Origin of the sequence: Flavobacterium sp. ENC, assembly GCF_020991415.1 — a bacterium.
Taxonomy (GTDB): Bacteria; Bacteroidota; Bacteroidia; order Flavobacteriales; family Flavobacteriaceae; genus Flavobacterium.
Genome location: NZ_JAJMOY010000003.1, coordinates 628,783 through 649,546 on the forward strand (window position 1 = coordinate 628,783; position 20,764 = coordinate 649,546).

The following is a 20,764-nucleotide window of genomic DNA, read 5'->3' on the forward strand; positions in this document are numbered from 1 at the left end:
ACCGTGGGAATGCAATATATATCCATAATCTAATTTCTCCTGCGATGTCACCGTGGTTGAAACCACGGGTTATATTTGAACTTCTATTCCTCAATCTTTAATTTCAATATTCAAAACATTGCCCGCGGTTTCAACCGTGGGAACGCAATGTATATCCATAATCTAATTTCTCCTTCGATGTCCCCGTGGTTGAAACCACGGGCTATATTTGAACTTCGATTCCTCAATCTTTCATTTCAATATGCAAAACATTGCCCGCGGTTTCAACCGTGGGAACGCAATATATAACCATAATCTAATTTTCTCCTGCTATGTCTCCCGTGGTTGAAACCACGGGTTATATTTGAACTTCTATTCCTCAATCTTTCATTTCAATATTCAAAACATTGCCCGCGGTTTCAACCGTGGGAACGTAATATATAACCATAATCTAATTTCTCCTGCGATGTCCCGTGGTTGAAACCACGGGTTATATTTGAAATACGACTCCTCAATCTTTAATTTCAATATTCAAAACATTACCCGCGGTTTCAACCGTGGTAACGCAATATATATCCATAATCTAATTTCGCCTGCGATGTCCCCATAGTTGAAACCACGGGTTATATTTGAAATACGACTCCTCAATCTTTAATTTCAATATTCAAAACATTGCCCACGGTTTCAACCGTGCGAACGCAATATATATCCATAATCTAATTTCTCCTTCGATGTCCCCGTGGTTGAAACCACGGGCTATATTTGAACTTCTATTCCTCAATCTTTCATTTCAATATTCAAAACATTGCCCGCGGTTTCAACCGTGGGAACGCAATATATAACCATAATCTAATTTTCTCCTGCTATGTCTCCCGTGATTGAAACCTAGGGAACACATCAAAATAATCACCTAAACAATTGTAAAAATCCTACAATAATAAAAATCCTCCATGTTTTTGATGTATTAGTCCATTTTGAACGGTACAGGTAATTCTATTTTTGTCATATAACTTTAAACTTTTCAGCATTATGAAAAAGCATATAGATACAGACAACCCATTGAATAATTTAGATGAATGGGAAGATGATTTGTTATTGCGATATCCTGATCCTTCAGAAAGTATACCGGAGAAGCAAAAAGAAGAATTCAGAAATTATGTTGATTCGGAAAGACTGGAAACAGTTAAGGAGTTTTACAGAATAAACCATACGTATCAGACTTATGATTTTGTATGCAGCAAAGAGCAGGAGTTTTTACAATTCAATAAAAAAGAAATGTCAATCTGGGAAGCGGTTGATTTTTTAAACACACTTGTAGACGACAGTGACCCGGATATAGATTTAGATCAGACACAACACCTCTTGCAGACTTCAGAAGCGATTCGGGCAGATGGTCATCCGGATTGGTTTGTGCTGACGGGTTTCATTCATGACCTGGGTAAAATTTTATGTTTGTTTGGAGAGCCTCAGTGGGCAGTTGTGGGCGATACATTTCCGGTGGGCTGTGCATATTCAGATAAAATTGTTTATTCCGAATTTTTTAAAGAAAACCCCGATTATACAGATCAAAGATTCAATACCAAATTTGGTGTTTACACCCAAAACTGCGGATTGGATAATGTAAAAATGAGCTGGGGACATGACGAATATTTATATCAGATCATGAAAGATTATCTTCCGGATCCGGCTTTATACATGATTCGTTATCATTCCTTTTATTCACAGCATAAAGAAAATGCTTATGCTCATTTAATGAATGAAAAAGACATAGAAATGTTTGATTGGGTTAAAAAATTCAATCCGTACGATTTGTATACTAAAGCTCCCGTTACGCAAGATGTAAAAGAATTGCTTCCTTATTATAAAGAATTAGTGGCGAAATATTTACCGGAGAAATTGAAGTTCTAGAATATCAAAAATTTCATTTGAAGGCTATCTAAAACCAAAATAATGCATAAAACCAAAATCAATATACTTTTAGTACCCCTGCTGCTGCTTTGCGGAACTTTAGTTTTGGCTCAGGACAAGGATCGTAATGACTGGGAAAATCCTCAGGTGTTTCAAATTAACAGAGAACCGGCACGTGCTGCTTTTCTGCCTTATGCAGATGAAACTTCTGCGATAAGCGATAAATACGAAAATTCTCCCTGGTACTTTTCTTTAAACGGTAAATGGAAATTTTCCTGGTCACCAACACCGGATCAGCGCCCAAAGGATTTTTATAAAACAGATTTCAGTACGTTGCACTGGAACGAACTTCAGGTACCATCCAATTGGGAACTGAATGGTTACGGTGTGCCAATTTATACCAATATTACATATCCTTTCGAAAAAAATCCACCGTTTATCAATCATTGGGATAATCCTGTCGGGTCCTATAAAAAAGATTTTGTACTGCCTGAAAACTGGAAAAACCGACATGTTTTTCTTCATTTTGAAGCAGGAACATCCGCCATGTATATTTGGGTGAATGGTGAAAAAGTAGGATATACCGAAAACACCAAAAGCCCGGCTGAATTTGATATTTCTAAATATTTAAAACCCGGGAAAAATGATCTGGCCGTAGAAGTCTACAGATGGAGTGACGGTTCGTATCTGGAAGATCAGGATTTCTGGAGACTTTCCGGAATTGACAGAAATGTGTATTTATACAGCACAGATAATGTCCGTATTTCAGATTTTTTTGCCAGACCAGACTTAGATGCAAAGTACAAAAACGGAAGCCTGAATGTAGAAGTAAGTTTAAAAAACCTGACTGCAGCGGCTGTTAACAATCAAAAATTGATTGCAAAACTAGTTGATGCTTCGGGAAAAAATGTATTTGCAAAAGAACTCAATGTCAATTTTGAAGCATCTAAAATTGAAACCATTTCTTTTTCTCAAAATGTATCCAATCCAAAATTATGGAGCAGTGAAACGCCAAATTTATACACTTTGCTTTTGACTTTAAAAAATGAAAAAGGAGACATTGTAGAAACCGTTTCCACTCAAATCGGATTCAGAAAAGTAGAATTAAAAGACGGGCAATTACTGGTAAACGGAGTTAGAGTGATGGTTCATGGTGTTAATATCCACGAACATAATCCGGTAACAGGACATTATCAGGACGAAGCCACGATGATGAAAGACATCAAAATGATGAAGCAGCTGAACATTAATTCAGTACGCTGCAGTCATTATCCAAACAATATTTTATGGGTAAAAATATGTAACAAATACGGTTTGTTTTTGGTGGATGAAGCCAATATCGAAAGCCATGGAATGGGAGTGGAGGGGCAGCCTCTAATTTGGATGAATCCAAAAACAAATCCGGGTTATCTTCCGGAATGGAGAGAAGCACATCTGGATAGAATTTATAGTCTTGTTGAAAGAGATAAAAATGCTCCATCGGTAATTATTTGGTCATTAGGCAATGAAAGCGCCAATGGCCCCGTATTTCATGAAGCCTATAAATGGATCAAAAAAAGAGATAATACAAGATTAGTTCAGTTTGAGCAGGCAAAAGAAAACGAAAACACAGATATTGTGTGTCCGATGTATCCAACCATTGCTTACATGAAAGAATACGCGGCGCGCAAAGAAGTCAGCCGTCCGTATATCATGTGTGAGTATTCGCATGCCATGGGAAACAGCAGCGGTAATTTTCAGGAATACTGGGATATCATTCGCGGAAGCAAAAATATGCAGGGTGGTTTTATCTGGGACTGGGTAGATCAGGGATTTGAAAGAACGGATGAAGCAGGCAGAAAATATTGGGCTTATGGTGGTGATATGGGAAGCCAGAATTATCTCAATGACGAAAATTTTTGTCATAATGGACTTGTTTTTCCTGACAGGACACCACATCCCGGGGCATTTGAAGTAAAAAAAGTATATCAGGATATTTTATTTAATGCTGTGGATATCAAAAACGGAGTAATTGAAATTATAAACGATTTCGGATTTACAAACCTTAATAAATACAACTTTAAATATGAGGTTTTAGAAAACGGAAAAGTAATCAAAGAAGGAACAATTGATGTTGCTTTAGAGCCGAAAACAAAAAAACAGTTTAAGCTTGATTTACCAAAATTACAGTCAAAAGAAGGAACAGAATATTTACTGAATGTTTTTGCATACACCAAAACAGGTTCTGAATTACTGCCTCAGCATTTTGAAATTGCAAGGGAACAATTCGCATTAGAAGGAGAAAATTATTTTGAGAAAACAGCTGCAACAACTTCTGCTTCCATTGAAAATGAAAAAGATGCTTTTGTTTTAACTGCAGCCAATGTAAAGGTAAAAATCAGCAAAAAGACAGGATTAATTTCTTATTACAGTTTAAACGGCGAAGAATATTTTCAGCAATATCCCGAACCTAATTTTTGGAGGGCGCCAACAGATAACGATTTTGGAAATAAAATGCCCCAAAAACTGAACGTATGGCGTAATGCCGGTAAAAACCTGACTTTAGAAAATATTGAAGTAATGGAAGAAAATAGCAAAAAAAGCATTGTCGCAAAAATGAAACTCAACGACGTGTTTTCTGATTATTCAATTAAATATTCTTTGAATACTGATGGAGCTTTAGAGATTGTTGCTTCTTATAAAAAAGGAAATAATCCAGTGCCTGAAATGCCTCGTTTTGGAATGCTTTTCGTCTTAAAAGAAAACTTTGAAAATCTGGATTATTACGGGAGAGGACCTTTAGAAAATTATTCAGACAGAAATACAGCCTCGTTTAAAGGAATTTACCAAAGTAAGGTTGCAGACCAATATGTGCCTTATACACGCCCACAGGAAAATGGATACAAAACAGATATACGCTGGTTTAGATTGTCAGGCAATAAAGGAAATGGCCTGGAGATAAAAGGTCTGCAGCCTTTATGTATGAGCACTCTAAATAATTATCCAGGCGATTTTGATGGCGGAATGACAAAGAAAAACCTGCACTCCAGCGATATTACGCCAAGAAAAGAGGTGGTTGTTTGTGTTGACCTTGCCCAACGTGGTTTAGGTGGAGACAATAGCTGGGGAGAATATCCACACGAACAGTATTTATTGAAAAATAATGAATACAGCTACGGATTTGTTATCAAACCAATTTTTTAAAGTTTTCAGTTACAGTCTCAGTCGTCAGTATAAACCGAGACTGTAAACTGAGACTGTAAACTGAGACTAAGGACTGCGACTGAAAACCGGGACTGAATACTAAAAAAACTATCAACTGACCACTGAATATTAAAAAAATGAGTAACACTACAAATGCAAGATTAATTTCTTTAGATGCGCTACGCGGATTTGTTATGTTTTGGATTATGAGCGGAGAACATATCATTCATGCTCTGGCAAAAACAGCTCCAATTCCTGTTTTTCTATGGATGTCATCGCAACTGCATCACGCGGAATGGAATGGAATTACATTTTACGATATGATTTTTCCCGTCTTTCTGTTTGTTGCAGGAGTATCGATGCCTTATTCTTTTGAAAAAAAAATGCATTTGGCAGGAGTAAAAACGCCAAAAGATTTACCGCGTAACGAAAAGCGAAAAATATACCTGTCAATGCTCAAAAGAACCTGTATTTTAGTGGTTCTGGGATTTGTAGTAAATGGATTGCTGCGATTTGATGGTTTCGATCAGACGCGTTTTGCCAGTGTTTTAGGAAGAATTGGTCTGGCCTGGTTTTTAGCCGGGATCATATATTTAAATTTTGATCTAAAAAAACAGCTAATTTGGTTCTTCGGTATTTTGATTGGTTACTATGTCGCGATGAAATGGATTCCCGTACCCGATTTTGGTGCAGGAGTTTTGACCAAAGAAGGATCACTGGAAGGCTATATTGACCGCCTGTTTTTACCGGGCAGACTGCACAGTAAAGTTTATGATCCGGAAGGAATACTTTCTACCATACCTGCAATTGCGACAGCCTTATTGGGCGTTTTTACAGGAACATTTTTAAAAGCAAAAGGCGCTTTTTCGGTAGAAGTAAAATTGCTTTTAATGGCTCTTACGGCTGTAGTTCTTATTAGTGCAGGCCTGATTTGGGATAGTAATTTTCCCATCAATAAACATTTATGGACAAGTTCATTTGTATGTTTTGTCGGAGGGTTCAGTATTTTGTTTTTTGTCTTTTTCTATTTGATAATTGACCTTTTTGGTTTTCATAAATGGGCATTTCCTTTAATCTTAATCGGTTCAAATTCTATTTTAATTTACATAGCTGCTGAAGGCTTAGTAGATTTTAAACATACGGCAGATTACGTCTTTGGCGGACTTATAAATTTTCTGCCGCTTATTTGGCAGCCTGTATTTGCCGCTTTATCAGTAACTGTCATACAGCTTCTTTTACTTTATTTTCTATATAAAAGGAAATGGTTTCTAAAAATTTAAGAGATTAAATTTTAAATACATTTTACTAACTAACCACACAATAACCACGAATCATGAATGTATTACAAACCGCAGATTATATTGTTTTCTTTATTTACTTTGTCATAGTCACCGCTTATGGAATGTACATTTACAGAAGCAAGAAAACTGCAGCGACAAGCTCCAACGAATATTTTTTAGCCGAAGGATCACTTACCTGGTGGGCCATTGGAGCCTCATTGATTGCTTCCAATATTTCAGCAGAACATTTTATCGGCATGAGCGGTTCAGGTTTCGCCATCGGATTGGCCATTGCTTCTTACGAATGGATGTCTGCTGCCACATTAATTATCGTGGCCATGTTTATCCTGCCGATTTATCTTAAAAATAAAATATTTACCATGCCGCAGTTTCTGGCCAAAAGATACAGCGGAACAGTAAGTACTATTATGGCTATTATCTGGCTGTTAATTTATGTATTTGTAAATCTTACTTCTATAATTTACTTAGGCGCTTTGGCTATTTCATCTATTGCGCCGGTCAGCTTTCAGTTTTGCGTTATTGCGCTGAGTCTATTCTCTGTGATTGTTACTTTAGGAGGAATGAAAGTGATCGGATACACCGATATGTTTCAGGTTATTGTATTAATTCTGGGAGGATTAGTAACCACTTATCTGGCATTGACTTTACTTTCAGATCAATTTGGTTTTGGAAAAGATATTTTAAAGGGACTTGCCATTATTGCTGATGAAGCACCAGGACATTTACACATGATATTAGACAAGACAAATCCGCATTATAATGAATTACCGGGAATGTCTGTTTTGGTTGGCGGTATGTTAATCAACAATCTGGCGTATTGGGGATGCAATCAATATATCGTTCAGAGAGCTTTGGGAGCCGATTTAAAAACGGCCCGTAAAGGAATTTTATTTGCCGCTTTTCTTAAATTATTAGTGCCAATTATTGCTGTTTTACCGGGTATTGCAATGTTTGTAATGCATTCAAACGGAATGTTTCAACAGGAAATGGCAGATGCAGCAGGAGTTTTAAAGCCAGATCATGCGTATCCGACTTTAATGAATTTGCTTCCTGCCGGATTAAAAGGCGTCGCTTTGGCAGCTCTTACAGCGGCAATCGTAGCTTCTTTGGCCGGAAAAGCAAATAGTATTTCGACTATTTTTTCTTTAGATATTTATAAAAAATATTTTAATTCTCAGGCTACAGAAAAAAAGCTGGTACGTACCGGAAGATGGTGTGTCGTGGTCTGTATGATTATTGCCGCTATCGTAGCGCCGGCATTGAAATCATTAGATCAGGCGTATCAATTTATACAGGAATACGTTGGATTCTTTTCTCCGGGTGTTTTAGCAGTTTTTTTATTGGGAATGTTCTGGAAAAAAACAACACCATCAGCCGGACTTGCGGGAGCATTGTTAACAGTGCCGCTTGCTGCTATATTGAAATTCCTGCCAATGTGGACAGATGGTGCATTTCCTGATTATCCTTTCTTAGACCGAATGACTATTGTATTCTTTTTAATTGTGTTTATAATGGTTGCGATTAGCCTGGCAAATCCAGCATCTCAAGAAGAAGCTGAAATACATAAAATAGAAGTCGATAATTCGATGTTTAAAGTGTCATCAGAGTTTATTGTAGGGTCTTTTATTATCTGCGGAATATTAGTGGCTTTATATACCGTTTTTTGGTAAGCTAAGGGAAATTGATCGCAAAGACAAAGGCGCAAAGTTTTTTGCCACAGATTGGAAATTTTTTGCTTCACGCAGATTTAAGAAGATTCACACAGATGCTGCAGATTTTTTTAAGAATCTAATTAAATCTGCAGCATCTGCGTGAAACAAAAAAACTTTGCGACATTAAAAAATAAACCAAAAACTTTGCGTAGACTGTCTTAAACAAGGTTTTTAATAAATAAAAAGAAATGAAAAAGAAATCTATAATCGCAATCCTAATTTTCTGTATTTCCTTAACCGTTTCTGCACAAAAGGTATTTGATATTAAAAAATACGGTGCCATAGGAGACGGCAAAACCTTAAACACAAAAGCAATCCAGAAAGCCATTGATGCCGCTAACAAAAATAAAGGCGGAAAAGTTGTGTTTTCTAAAGGTGAATTTTTATCAGGAAGTATAGTCTTAAAAAGCGGAGTGGAATTGTTTTTTGAAGAAGGAGCCATTTTGTTAGGAAGTACCAATCCGGATGATTATCCGAAGTATGAAGGAATAAGAGCTTTGATTATAGCCAATGAAGCAAAAAATATTGCAGTAAACGGAAAAGGAAGCATAGATGGACAAGGAAGAGAACTGGCATTGGCAATTGACAGTCTGCATCATACCGGAGTTCGAATTGATCCCAAATACAATTACAGAAGAATGCGTCCGGAAGACGGAAGAGGAAAACTGATTTCGTTTGTAAAATGCGATTCGGTCACCATGATCAATATCACCTTAAAAAACAGTCCGGGCTGGGTACAGTGTTTTACAAATTGTAAAAACATTGTAATTGATGCAATGAAAGTCAATAGTACTGCTTATTGGAACAATGACGGAATTGACGTTGACGGATGTGAGAATGTTCGAATTACCAACTGCAACGTAAATGCCGCAGATGACGGAATTTGCCTAAAATCGGAGACGCCCGGATTGCAGAACAATAATATTTACATTGCACACTGCAGGATCAGATCGAGTGCCAATGCCGTTAAATTTGGTACAGGTTCTTATGGCAGTTTCAAAAACGTAACGATCGAGAACATTGAGGTCTATGATACTTTCAGATCAGCAATCGCGATCGAATCTGTAGACGGAGCCGAGATTGAGAATATTAAAGTTTCAAATATCACAGCCGTAAATACAGGAAATGCAATACTGATTCGTTTGGGACATAGAAATGGAGACAAGCCGGGTTATATCAAAAATGTATCGATTAAAAATGTAAAAGTGCAGGTTCCTTTTGGCCGTCCGGATATCGATTATGATATGCGCGGACCGGAAGTGGACTATTTCCATAATCCGTTTCCGGCTTCAATTGCAGGAATTCCGGGACATTTGATAGAAAATGTGACTTTAGAGAATATTGAAATTACCTATCCGGGAAGAGCTTCAAAAGGAATGGCTTATCATCCTTTGAGCCGATTAAAAGATGTAAAAGAGAACATAAACGGTTATCCTGAATTTTCCATGTTTGGGGAATTGCCTTCCTGGGGATTTTATGTGCGTCACGTCAACGGAATCGAAATGAAGAATATAAAACTGATTTTAGAGAAAGAAGATTTTCGTCCCGCCTTTGTTTTTGATAATGTAAAAAATCTCACGATGAAAGCGATTGATATGCCTTCGGATAAAATCAATCAGATTGTTTTTAAAGATGTTCCATCCAGCAATCTGGATAGTGAATCCTTAAAAAGAAAAACAGAACCGGAACAGAATAAATTTGAGTTACCCGTAAAATAAATTTTCATAATATAACATAGCCTGCGGTTTCAACCGCAGGAAACATAGAGATTCATCTTAATCAACCTTTTGGCGGGATTAAAAAATAAAAAATAAAGAATGAAAAAGAAATCTATAATCGCAATCCTGATTTTTTGTCTCTCGTTTACCGTTGCAGCACAAAACATTTACGACGTAAAAAAATACGGAGCAAAAGGAGATGGCAAAACCAATGATGCGGCGGCTATTCAAAAAGCAATTGATGCCTGCAGTAAAACGGGCGGAAGAGTTTTAATTCCGGCACCGTTTACATTTCTGGCCGGACCAATTGAGGTAAAATCCAAAGTGGATCTTCATATCGAAGCCGGAGCAAAATTATTGGCAAGTCCGGAGGAGAAATTATACACAAAAAGTGCCTTTAGAACCAATCCGGGAGAAGGGACAATTTGGATTGGTGGAGAAAATGTAGAGGATTTTACCATTAGCGGAAGCGGAAAAATAGATGGAAACGGAATTTCTTTTATGGGGGAAGAACTGGAAGATTCCTATGTTTTAAAGCCTTTTAACGTGCTCGATCCACGACCACACGTACTGACTATTATTGGAGGAAAAAATATAAGAATCAAAGATGTCCATATCGGAAATTCGGCCTATTGGACCATTCATTTGGTTGGCTGTAATGATGTTGTTATTAGCGGTATTACTTTGTTAAACAGTCTAAAAGTCCGTAACAGTGACGGAATCGACCTGGATCATTCCAAAAATGTGAGAATCAGCGATTGTTATATCGAAAGCGGTGATGATTGTATCTGTTTAAAAAACAGAAGAGAGTTTGAAGAATTTGGCGCCTGCGAAAACATTACGGTGACCAACTGTACGATGACCAGCAGCAGCTGTGCGATTAAAATAGGTTCAGAAAATATGGACGCAATCAGACAAGTAGTTTTCAATAATTGTATCATTAAAAACAGCAATCGGGCTTTGGGAATTCAAAATAGAGATGAAGGAACAGTGAGTGATGTTATTTTTTCCAATATCATTATTGAAAGTAAATTGACGACAGATACCTGGTGGGGAAAGGCAGAACCAATTTATGTAACGGCTTTCAGCAGAGCGAAAGGGAATCATAAAGATGCCAACTGGCGTTTTCCAAAAGGAGCAACAGAAGGAAAAGTGGGCGAAATAAAAAACATCTATTTTTCCAATATTCAGTGTACAGGAGAAAATGGCGTGTTTGTTAGCGGAGAATCAAAAGATAAAATTAGTAATATTGTTTTTGATAATGTGAGTGTTTTCATTGATAAAATCACCTCTTTTCCGGGCGGAGTCTATGACAGACGACCTTCTAATGTCGAAGGTTTTGTAAAAGGAAGTACTTCGGGGTTTTATTTTGATTCTGCAGAACGTATTAAAGTGCAGAATTGTACCGTACAATGGGGGAAAAACAAACCCGAATATTTTAAATACGCAGTCGAAAGTAAAAATGTAGATGAATTAATTGTAACAAATTTAGACGGACAATCAGCTTTTCCTGCTAAATTAGAGGCAGTAAAAAAATAATCAGTTCCATTTCAAAAAATATGAAAAATAATATCCTTACCAAATTTACTATTTGCAGTCTGCTGTTAAGCAGTTTTTGTGTGAATGCTCAAAAAACAACCTTAGAAGTTGATGCCACAAAGACTATTACCAAAATCCAGCCTACCATGTTCGGTTTGTTTTTTGAAGACATCAATTTTGCGGCAGATGGCGGATTATATGCCGAAATGATTAAAAACAGGTCTTTTGAATTTGATAAACCTTTAATGGGATGGGATCAGCCCAATACAAAAAGATCTTCTTTAAACAAAGAATCAGGTAGTGCAACACCAATCAATTTATCGGCAAATAATACTAATTTTTGCAGGGTCGAAATCAATAATGATAAAGGTTTTGTTTTAGTAAATGAAGGTTTCAGGGGAATGGGCGTGAAAAGGGATGCAAAATACAATCTTTCTTTAAAAGCAGCCAATCATAATTCAGCTATTAAAAAGATTATAATTCAGCTTATTGATAAAGATCAAAAAGTGATTGGAGAAACCAGCATTGTTCCAAAATCAGAGCAATGGAGTAATTATACGGCACAAATTACAGCGACCCAAACCGAAGCAAAAGCAAAGCTCAGAATAACTTTTGAAGGAACAGGAACTATCGATTTAGATATGATTTCACTTTTTCCTGAAGATACCTGGAAGAACAGAAAAAACGGACTTCGTAAGGATCTGGTGCAGCTTTTATACGATATGAAACCTGGTTTTTTGCGTTTTCCCGGTGGCTGTATTGTTGAAGGAAGAACCTTATCAGACCGTTATCAATGGAAAAAATCAATTGGCAATGTAGAGGAAAGAAAAACCATGATGAACCGTTGGAATGTAGAATTCAATCACAAACTAACGCCCGATTATTTTCAAAGTTTTGGATTAGGCTTTTTTGAATATTTCCAGCTTTCAGAAGATATTGGGGCAGAACCGCTTCCGATTCTGAGCTGCGGAATGGCTTGTCAGTACAATACAGGAGAACTGACTCCATTAAACGAACTTGATCCGTATGTGCAGGATGCTTTAGATCTGATTGAATTTGCAAATGGTGCTGTCACTACAAGCTGGGGAAAAATCCGATCAGATATGGGACACCCGAAACCCTTTAATCTAAAATATATAGGCGTTGGAAACGAACAATGGGGACCGGATTACATTGACAGATATAAAGTTTTTGAGAAAGCAATAAAAGCAAAATATCCGGATATCATTATTGTTTCAGGAAGCGGACCTTCTCCGGATGGCGAGCATTTTGATTTTGCGATGCAGGAACTTAAAAAACTAAATGCGGAACTTGTCGATGAACATTATTATCAAAGTCCAAAATGGTTTAGGGAAAACGCGGGTCGTTATGATAACTACGACAGAAAAGGCCCAAAAATATTTGCAGGGGAATATGCGGCACAAAGTGTGTCAGGAGCCAATCCGAACAACAGAAACAATTGGGAATGCGCGTTCTCTGAAGCCGCTTTTATGACCGGGCTGGAACGAAATGCAGAAGTAGTGCATTTAACTTCTTACGCACCTCTGATGGCTCATGAAGATGCCTGGCAATGGACTCCCGACATGATTTGGTTCAACAATTTAGAATCCTATGGTTCCGCCAATTATTATGTGCAGCAATTATTTTCAACCAATAAAGGAACAGATTTGTTAAGCATTACCAAAGACGGGAAAGCTTTAACGGGACAAAACGATTTATATGCATCGGCAGTAAAAGATATAAACAGCAAAGAAATAATTGTGAAATTGGTAAATACAGCCGCATCAGCGCAGGATGTTAGTCTTGATTTTAAAGGAGTAAAATTAGGATCAAAAGGAACAATTACGAGACTTGCAAGTCCAAATACACAAGATGAAAATACTTTTGCGGAACCAAAAAAAATCACTCCGAAACAAGCTGAGTACAAAATAACAAAAGGAAACCAGCAATTAAATCTTCCGGCTTATTCGGTGACTGTTTTAAGACTCAAAATGATTTAATTATGTAATAGGCTTAGAATATTATTTCAATCTTAAATTAAAAGTAGATGCTATACAATTCTATCAAAAAAAGTTTTTTTCTTCTGTCGATAACGGCAGGATTTTCTTCCTATGCGCAGCAGGATTTAAAATTGCAATACAACCAGCCTGCGGTTGAATGGACAGAAGCTTTACCAATAGGAAACGGTACACTCGGCGCAATGGTTTTTGGAAGAGTCGATGCTGAATTAATTCAATTGAATGAAGCGACTTTGTGGAGCGGCGGACCGGTGCAGAATAATGTAAATCCGGATGCTTTTAAAAATCTTGCTCTGATTAGGGAAGCGCTAACGAATGAAAATTTCGAAAAAGCGTATGATTTGACCAAGAATATGCAGGGCGCCTACAGCGAAAGTTTTATGCCGTTGGGAGATCTTATCCTGACACAGGATTTTGATGGAAAGAAACCCGGTCTGTACCAAAGAAGCCTGGATATACAAACCGGATTGGCGGTGACCACTTTTACTATTGACGGTGTGAAGTACCAAAGGGAAATATTTGCTTCGGCACCTGCACAGTGTATTGTCATTAAACTTTCGGCAGATGAGATAAAAAAACTTTCTGTGGTAATTGACGCCGCAAGTCTTTTAAGAAATGAAAAATCAATACAAAATCAATCACTGGTTTTAAAAGGAAAAGCACCTTCACATGCCGATCCTAATTATATAGATTACAATAAAGAACCGATTGTGTACGATGATGTAACAGGCTGTAGGGGAATGCGTTTTGAATTAATTATTAAACCCGTTATCAAAGACGGTGAGATAAGTTATGACGGAGATAAAATAATTATTAAAAAAGCATCTGAAATTTTACTTTTCGTTTCAGCTGCAACCAGTTTTAACGGATTTGATAAATGTCCGGACAGTCAGGGAAAAGACGAACATCAATTCGCTGAAAGGCCTCTTAAAAAAGCAGCTTCCCAAAAGTACGATCGTTTATTAAAAGAGCATATTGCAGATTTTCAGCAGTTCTTTAACAGAGTTTCATTAAAACTCAATGAAAAAGAAACCAATAAATCTAATCTGCCTACAGATACAAGACTGGAACAATACGCAAAAGGAGAAAAAGATGCCGGACTTGAAGCTTTATTTTTTCAATACGGACGCTATTTGTTAATTTCCTCTTCTCGCACACACAATACGCCAGCCAACTTGCAGGGCATATGGAACAATAAACTTCGAGCCCCCTGGAGCAGCAACTATACGACAAATATTAATTTACAGATGAATTACTGGCCTGTTGAATCAGGAAGTTTATCTGAATTGTTTTTTCCGCTTGACGAATTCATTAAAAATGTTTCTGTAACAGGAGCCGAAACTGCCAAAAGTTTTTACCATGCTAATGGCTGGGTATTGCATCATAATTCAGATATATGGGCAACAACAAATCCTGTAGGTGATTTTGGAAAAGGAGACCCTATGTGGGCCAACTGGTACATGGGAGCCAATTGGCTGAGCAGACATTTATGGGAGCATTACCAATACACAGGAGATACAGCGTATCTGAAAAAAGTATATCCAATCATAAAGGGAGCAGCAGAATTTAGTTTAGACTGGCTTCAAAAAGACAAGAATGGTTATCTGGTAACTATGCCTTCGACATCACCGGAAAACAAATATTATTATGATGGAAAAAAAGGAGGTGTTGTCACCACTGCTTCGACGATGGATATTGGAATCATAAAAGATTTATTTGAAAATACAATAGAAGCCTCTAAAGTGCTCAATACCGATTTAGAATTCAGACAAACAGTAAGCCAGGCGGCAGACAAATTACTTCCTTTTCAAATTGGCAGCAAAGGACAGCTTCAGGAGTGGTATAAAGATTTTGAAGATGAAGACCCGCATCACAGGCATACTTCCCATTTATATGCTTTACATCCTGCCAATTTAATATCACCCCTGAAAACACCGGAACTGGCTGAAGCCGCAAAGAAAACATTAGAACTTAGGGGAGACGATGGTACGGGCTGGAGTCTTGCCTGGAAAGTTAATATGTGGGCAAGACTTTTAGACGGCAATCATGCTTACAGATTATTCAAAAATCAATTGAGACTGACAAAAGATAATGATCCGGAGTACAGCAGACATGGTGGATGTTATCCGAATCTTTTTGATGCGCATCCGCCTTTTCAAATAGATGGGAATTTTGCCGGAACCGCCGGTGTAATAGAAATGTTAATGCAAAGCCAGAATAATGAAATTCATCTGCTTCCGGCTCTTCCCGATTCATGGACAGACGGTGAAATAAAAGGTATTTCGGCAAAGGGTAATTTTACCGTAGGTATAAAATGGAATTATGGAAAAATGAGCGAGGCAAAAATACGTTCGAATAGGGGTGGCAAATGTTCCGTCCGGGCTTTATCCCCATTTATAATTAAAAAGCTTAATATCAAAAGTGAGAAATCTTCTATAGGCTATACTGCTGTATTCGACACCCAAAAAGGAATGACTTACACCCTGACACCATTAGAATAGATTGTAAACTGAAAGCAGTCAGAGAATAGCCGTATGGGCTGTATGATATGAAAAATCGTTGTTTTTAATTGTTTTTTGAGTACGACATTTTCTTAAAGACAGATAAATATGGGTATTTATGACGAACATTGAAAATGTATCTTTTGATCCTTATTTTTCTGAAATTTTATAAAATTACCTTATAATTGTACTTTCTACAATAAAAAAAAATATTTTGAAGCATTTTTGCCTATATCTTATCTTATTGCTGTGCATTCCTGCTGCTGGATATTCACAAGATGATCCGGTTAAATTCCTGGATATATCCGATGGTTTATCTAACAATTCGGTTACTACAATATATCAGGATAAGGAAGGCTTTATGTGGTTTGGAACTTATGATGGATTAAACCGCTATGATGGTTATAATTTTAAAGTATTCCGGAATAGGATTAATGATAAAAAGTCATTACAGTTCAATACGATTTATAATATCGAAGGCGACTCTCAAAAAAATATCTGGTTAGGAGGAGCAAATGGCGTTTGCATTTATGACAAAACCGCCGCCGCATTTCATTCTGTAGCATATACTTTTGCTACTAACAAACCGCAGGTATTAAAAGATATTATACATCAAATATGTGCCGTATCTAATAAACTGGTTCTGGTTGCTTCTCAGAGTCTGGGGTTAATTGCTTTTGAAAACGGCTCATTTGTCGGAGTTCATATTCCGCTAAAAACACTATCAGACAACAGAAATGTCAATAATTACGATGCAACCGCAATTCAGGAAAACCAAAAAAAAACAGGTTGTTGGATCTATGTCCGTAACGTCGGAATTTGTACTTATACGTACAAGTCAAAAAAATTAGAAGCAGTATTTCCGGTTTCGATGGAAGTAAAAAAAATGAAAATTACAGAAGATGGAAATCTTTGGTTAGGGACTGATGAAGGACTTTATCTCTTTAATACACAATCAGGTTTACTTTCAGACAATTATTTTTCGAATAAATGCAGCGTGACCGATATTCTTATTGATAAGAAAAAGGAAATGTGGATTACTACAGATGGCTGTGGTATTTATAAAGTCATTGGAACAAATAAAAAAGTGACTTCTTACAATGCTGTTACAAACAATCAGCTGGTAAAAAGCAATTCGGTCTGGAGTTTATTCGAAGATAAAGCTGGAAACAAATGGATCGGAACTCTGCGCGGTGGCATCAGTATGCTGAGCAATGCGCCTAAATATTTTAAAAGTATTCGATATAATGCAAAAGGAAATGATCCTGCAGAAAACTTTATTTTGTCATTTTGTGAAGATGAAAAAAATAATTTATGGGTAGGAACAGATGGTGCCGGTTTAAAATACTGGAATCGAAAAAACAATACCTATATAAATTATGCCAATAAACTTTCGAGCAGTTTCATTACCAGTATTATAAGAGACAATAATAACGATATTTGGCTGTCTACATGGGCCGGCGGCGTAAACCGGATTAATCCTCAAACAAATGCAGTTACGCAATATCCCTGTTACAATCCGTTTACAAGACAAACTGAAAAAAATATTTGGTTCGTTTACAAAGACTCTCAGGCAAATATCTGGGCAAGTGCCACTAACGAAGGTTCTTTTTACATTTTTGACAGAAACAAAAACAGCTTTACTCTTTTTGACTCCTCAATCAATAATTTGCAATGCATTACTGAAACAAGCGACGGAAAACTTTGGGGAGGAAATTATACATCCTTATTTTCTATTGAAAAAAGGACGAAAAAAATCAATAAAATTACAATTGGAAATCCCGTAAGATGTATTCATGAAGATAAGGATAAAAATCTTTGGCTGGGTACACAAGAAGGAGGATTGTTATTATTTGACCGGAAAACAAAAACGTTTAAAAGATTTACTACCGACGATGGCTTACCTTCAAATACGATTTTAAGATTGCTTGAGGACAAAGAAGGAAACTTATGGATGAGTACTTATAATGGTGTTTGCAGATTTGACAAGAAAAGAAAAACATTTAGGAATTTCTCCGTAAATGACGGACTTCAAAGCAATCAGTTCAGTTTTAATGCCGGTTTAAAATTAGCAACAGGAGAATTTCTGTTTGGAGGAATAAATGGATTCAATATCTTTTTTCCGGAAGCAATTAAAAGTTTTAATCAGGAAAATAACTTATTGCTGAGTGATTTTTATGTCAACAATCAACCGATTGAAGAAAGTAAAACAGATTTAGTGTCAAAATGGGATTCGGGAAAAATCAAAGAAGTAAGCCTGCCTTACGATCAAACTACTTTATCGCTCGAATTTGTCGCATTAGATTATAATAATGCCGACAAAATAAATTACGCTTACTATTTAGAGGGCTGGGACGAGCAATGGAATTTTGTAGGTCAGTCGCGAAAAGCAAATTATTCGAGATTACCCGAAGGAAAATATACTTTTAAGGTAAAAACAACCAATTTTAAAGGAGGCTGGAATAAAGAAGAAAGCCTGATTACAATATTTGTCTTACCACCCTGGTACAGGACATGGTGGGCTTACACATTATATTTATTGGCAGGCATCGGAGCTGTTTTTGCTTACATAGCGTACAATAAAAACAAAGAAGAGCTGAAATATAAAGTAAAGATTGCAGAATTGGAAAGGAAGAAAGAAAAGGAAGTGGCAGAGAAACAATCGTCAATGTTTACCTATATCTCGCACGAATTTCGTACGCCCCTTTCGCTGATTATAAATCCGCTAAAAAAAGCAGTTCAAAAAGAAAGCGTTCAAAATGGTTCTTCCGGAAGTGATTTGGCGATTGCACACCGAAATGCCCGAAGACTTCTGAGTCTGGTGGATCAGTTGCTGCTTTTTCGTAAAGCCGAAAATGATGCTGATTCGCTCAGATTGTCTGCTATCAATGTAAATAGCCTTTGCAATGAAGTATATCAGTGTTTTGTAAATCAGGCAAAAGAGAAAAATATCAATTACAATTTTACCATTCCGGATTATGATATTGAAATTATAGGCGATTATGAGAAAATTGAAATTTCCTTATTCAATTTAATGTCGAATGCTTTTAAGTATACGCCAATTGGAGGAGAAATCAATCTTAAACTTGCTGAAAATGAGCATGAAGTTGAACTCGAAATTTCTGATAACGGTGACGGAATCGAGAAAAAAGATATTGCTGTCATATTCGAAAAATTCAGGCAAATAAATTCAAAAGCAGCTGTTGGAACGGGTTTCGGAATTGGACTTTATATTGTGAAATATTTTGTAGATAAACACAAAGGAACTGTAAGCTGCACCAGCGAAATTGGAAAAGGAAGTAAATTTAAACTGATATTCCTAAAAGGAAACAGTCATTTTGAAAACATTGAAATTACAAATGTTGTACCGCAAAGAAGCCAATTATTTGATGAACTTTTAGTGGATGAAATGGAGGAAAACAATTCGTCTTCTAACAGCGTTTCCGGAAATGATTTTCAGAAAATTATGCTGACAGACAAACGCACCGTTTTAATTATTGATGATAATGCCGAAATAAGAGCGTATCTGATTAAATTGTTTTCTGAAACCTATATCGTTTATAGTGCTGAAAATGGGGAAGAAGGTTTAAAACTGACCAAAAAACACCTGCCGGACTTAGTAATAAGCGATATTACTATGGAAGAAATGGACGGTCTTGAATTGTGCAGAAAAATTAAAGAAAATAATGAATTGTCTCATATTCCGGTAATACTATTGACGGCATCAAAAAATCCTGAAACCCATCTTCAGGGAATAAGCGACGGAGCCGATGATTATATCATAAAACCATTTGACGATGATATACTTGTAGCCCGGGTAGAGTCTTTATTAAAGAATCGAAGTAATTTGCGTAAATATTTTCTGGACAGTATAACCCTTAAGGAAAACACGCTTAAAGTTCCGGTGGAATATCAGGAAATCTTAAAAAAATGTATTGATATCGTAGAATCTAATATTCATAAAAGAGATTTTACAATTAAAAACTTTGCTTTAGAAATGGGAATGAGCCATAGAACGTTATACACAAAAATTAAAATCATCTCAGGGCAAACTTTAAATGCTTTTATTCGCTCAGTCCGAATCAGGCGGGCAGCAATGCTGATGCTGACAGAAGATATCAACATTGCGCAGGCAAGTGCTCAGGTAGGTTTTGAAGATCCGAAATATTTCAGGCAGCAATTTGTAAAACTTTTTGGAATGACTCCTTCAGAATATATTAAAAAATATAAGAGCTCTTTTAACTCCGATTTGAATATTATCAAATAAATTTTAGTGTACCAATTGCTTTGTTTTCTGAGCTCTCTTTTATTTTTTATATCAGGAAAAAAGTCTTCTTTTTATAAAACTCAAACGTTTTAGTTTAAGACAGGGTGTAAATTGATAATTGCGTATTGTTTAAAAATAAGCGGCTATTTTTTCATACTTATTAATTTTAATCCAAAATAAATAGTTAATTACTGTTTTGACCTCCTTTTTTTTCCATTTTACCCCTCCTTAAAAGTGTGAATTAAACATTTCTTTGCACTTATAGTAATGGCTAAGCTGCATTACTGTATAAAATTATGAGTTTTACTTTTTGTTACGTTTTTGTCTGCTTAAAGAATTGAGCTTTCTTTAAGATAATATGTAAAAGTTGGTTTTGTGTATTAGTGACTACACCCGCAGGTTAAAAACTGCGGGTTTACAAACCCAAAACAAATTCGGAACCGAAACAAAAAAATAAGAAGAGAATTGTAAACAGGAAAATATAAAAAAGACTAACATTTAACCAAACCTGAATAATTATGAGAAAAACCGAAAAATCAATTTTTAATAGTCCTGATTTTTTCCCCGCAAAAAACGATCGCTATCGACATTGCTCCTAAAAAGGAACAATAGAATTCATTACAAACTTTCACTTTTAG

General features: G+C 36.4%; 9 protein-coding genes. All 9 read left to right on the forward strand.

Annotation, left to right across the window (positions count from 1 at the left end; genetic code table 11):
• Window positions 1-1,008 precede the first annotated feature (1,008 nt).
• The 9 genes from LPB89_RS11435 (at window position 1,009) to LPB89_RS11475 (ending at window position 20,126) form a co-directional block, all read left to right on the forward strand.
• Entirely contained in the window at window positions 1,009-1,887 is an 879-nt protein-coding gene (locus LPB89_RS11435) for an inositol oxygenase (RefSeq protein WP_230701926.1), read from the forward strand.
• A 42-nt stretch (window positions 1,888-1,929) separates the two neighbouring features.
• Window positions 1,930-5,070: a glycoside hydrolase family 2 TIM barrel-domain containing protein gene (locus LPB89_RS11440; protein WP_230701927.1), complete on the forward strand. Its 3,141-nt coding sequence runs from the start codon at window positions 1,930-1,932 to the stop codon at window positions 5,068-5,070.
• Window positions 5,071-5,207: 137 nt separating this feature from the next.
• Window positions 5,208-6,350, forward strand: coding sequence for an acyltransferase family protein (locus LPB89_RS11445; protein WP_230701928.1), 1,143 nt, complete (start codon window positions 5,208-5,210; stop codon window positions 6,348-6,350).
• Between the two features lie 53 nt (window positions 6,351-6,403).
• Entirely contained in the window at window positions 6,404-8,041 is a 1,638-nt protein-coding gene (locus tag LPB89_RS11450) for a sodium/sugar symporter (RefSeq protein ID WP_230701929.1), read from the forward strand.
• A gap of 230 nt (window positions 8,042-8,271) precedes the next feature.
• On the forward strand, window positions 8,272-9,801 hold the full coding sequence (locus tag LPB89_RS11455; protein ID WP_230701930.1) for a glycoside hydrolase family 28 protein: 1,530 nt from the start codon (window positions 8,272-8,274) through the stop codon (window positions 9,799-9,801).
• 99 nt (window positions 9,802-9,900) lie between these two features.
• Window positions 9,901-11,340 (forward strand): glycoside hydrolase family 28 protein, encoded by a 1,440-nt coding sequence (locus tag LPB89_RS11460; RefSeq protein WP_230701931.1) that lies wholly within the window; start codon window positions 9,901-9,903, stop codon window positions 11,338-11,340.
• 20 nt (window positions 11,341-11,360) lie between these two features.
• Complete coding sequence (locus LPB89_RS11465) at window positions 11,361-13,340, forward strand: alpha-L-arabinofuranosidase C-terminal domain-containing protein (RefSeq protein ID WP_230701932.1); 1,980 nt, start codon at window positions 11,361-11,363, stop codon at window positions 13,338-13,340.
• A 47-nt stretch (window positions 13,341-13,387) separates the two neighbouring features.
• Window positions 13,388-15,859, forward strand: coding sequence for a glycoside hydrolase N-terminal domain-containing protein (locus tag LPB89_RS11470; RefSeq protein ID WP_230701933.1), 2,472 nt, complete (start codon window positions 13,388-13,390; stop codon window positions 15,857-15,859).
• Between the two features lie 214 nt (window positions 15,860-16,073).
• Complete coding sequence (locus LPB89_RS11475; protein WP_230701934.1) at window positions 16,074-20,126, forward strand: two-component regulator propeller domain-containing protein; 4,053 nt, start codon at window positions 16,074-16,076, stop codon at window positions 20,124-20,126.
• Window positions 20,127-20,764 lie beyond the last annotated feature (638 nt).

What these genes read in the sequence shown, in the direction of transcription:
- LPB89_RS11435 (WP_230701926.1), top strand. Translation starts at nt 1,009, where the DNA reads ATGAAAAAGCATATAGATACAGACAACCCATTGAATAATTTAGATGAA.
- LPB89_RS11440 (WP_230701927.1), top strand. Translation starts at nt 1,930, where the DNA reads ATGCATAAAACCAAAATCAATATACTTTTAGTACCCCTGCTGCTGCTT.
- LPB89_RS11445 (WP_230701928.1), top strand. Translation starts at nt 5,208, where the DNA reads ATGAGTAACACTACAAATGCAAGATTAATTTCTTTAGATGCGCTACGC.
- LPB89_RS11450 (WP_230701929.1), top strand. Translation starts at nt 6,404, where the DNA reads ATGAATGTATTACAAACCGCAGATTATATTGTTTTCTTTATTTACTTT.
- LPB89_RS11455 (WP_230701930.1), top strand. Translation starts at nt 8,272, where the DNA reads ATGAAAAAGAAATCTATAATCGCAATCCTAATTTTCTGTATTTCCTTA.
- LPB89_RS11460 (WP_230701931.1), top strand. Translation starts at nt 9,901, where the DNA reads ATGAAAAAGAAATCTATAATCGCAATCCTGATTTTTTGTCTCTCGTTT.
- LPB89_RS11465 (WP_230701932.1), top strand. Translation starts at nt 11,361, where the DNA reads ATGAAAAATAATATCCTTACCAAATTTACTATTTGCAGTCTGCTGTTA.
- LPB89_RS11470 (WP_230701933.1), top strand. Translation starts at nt 13,388, where the DNA reads ATGCTATACAATTCTATCAAAAAAAGTTTTTTTCTTCTGTCGATAACG.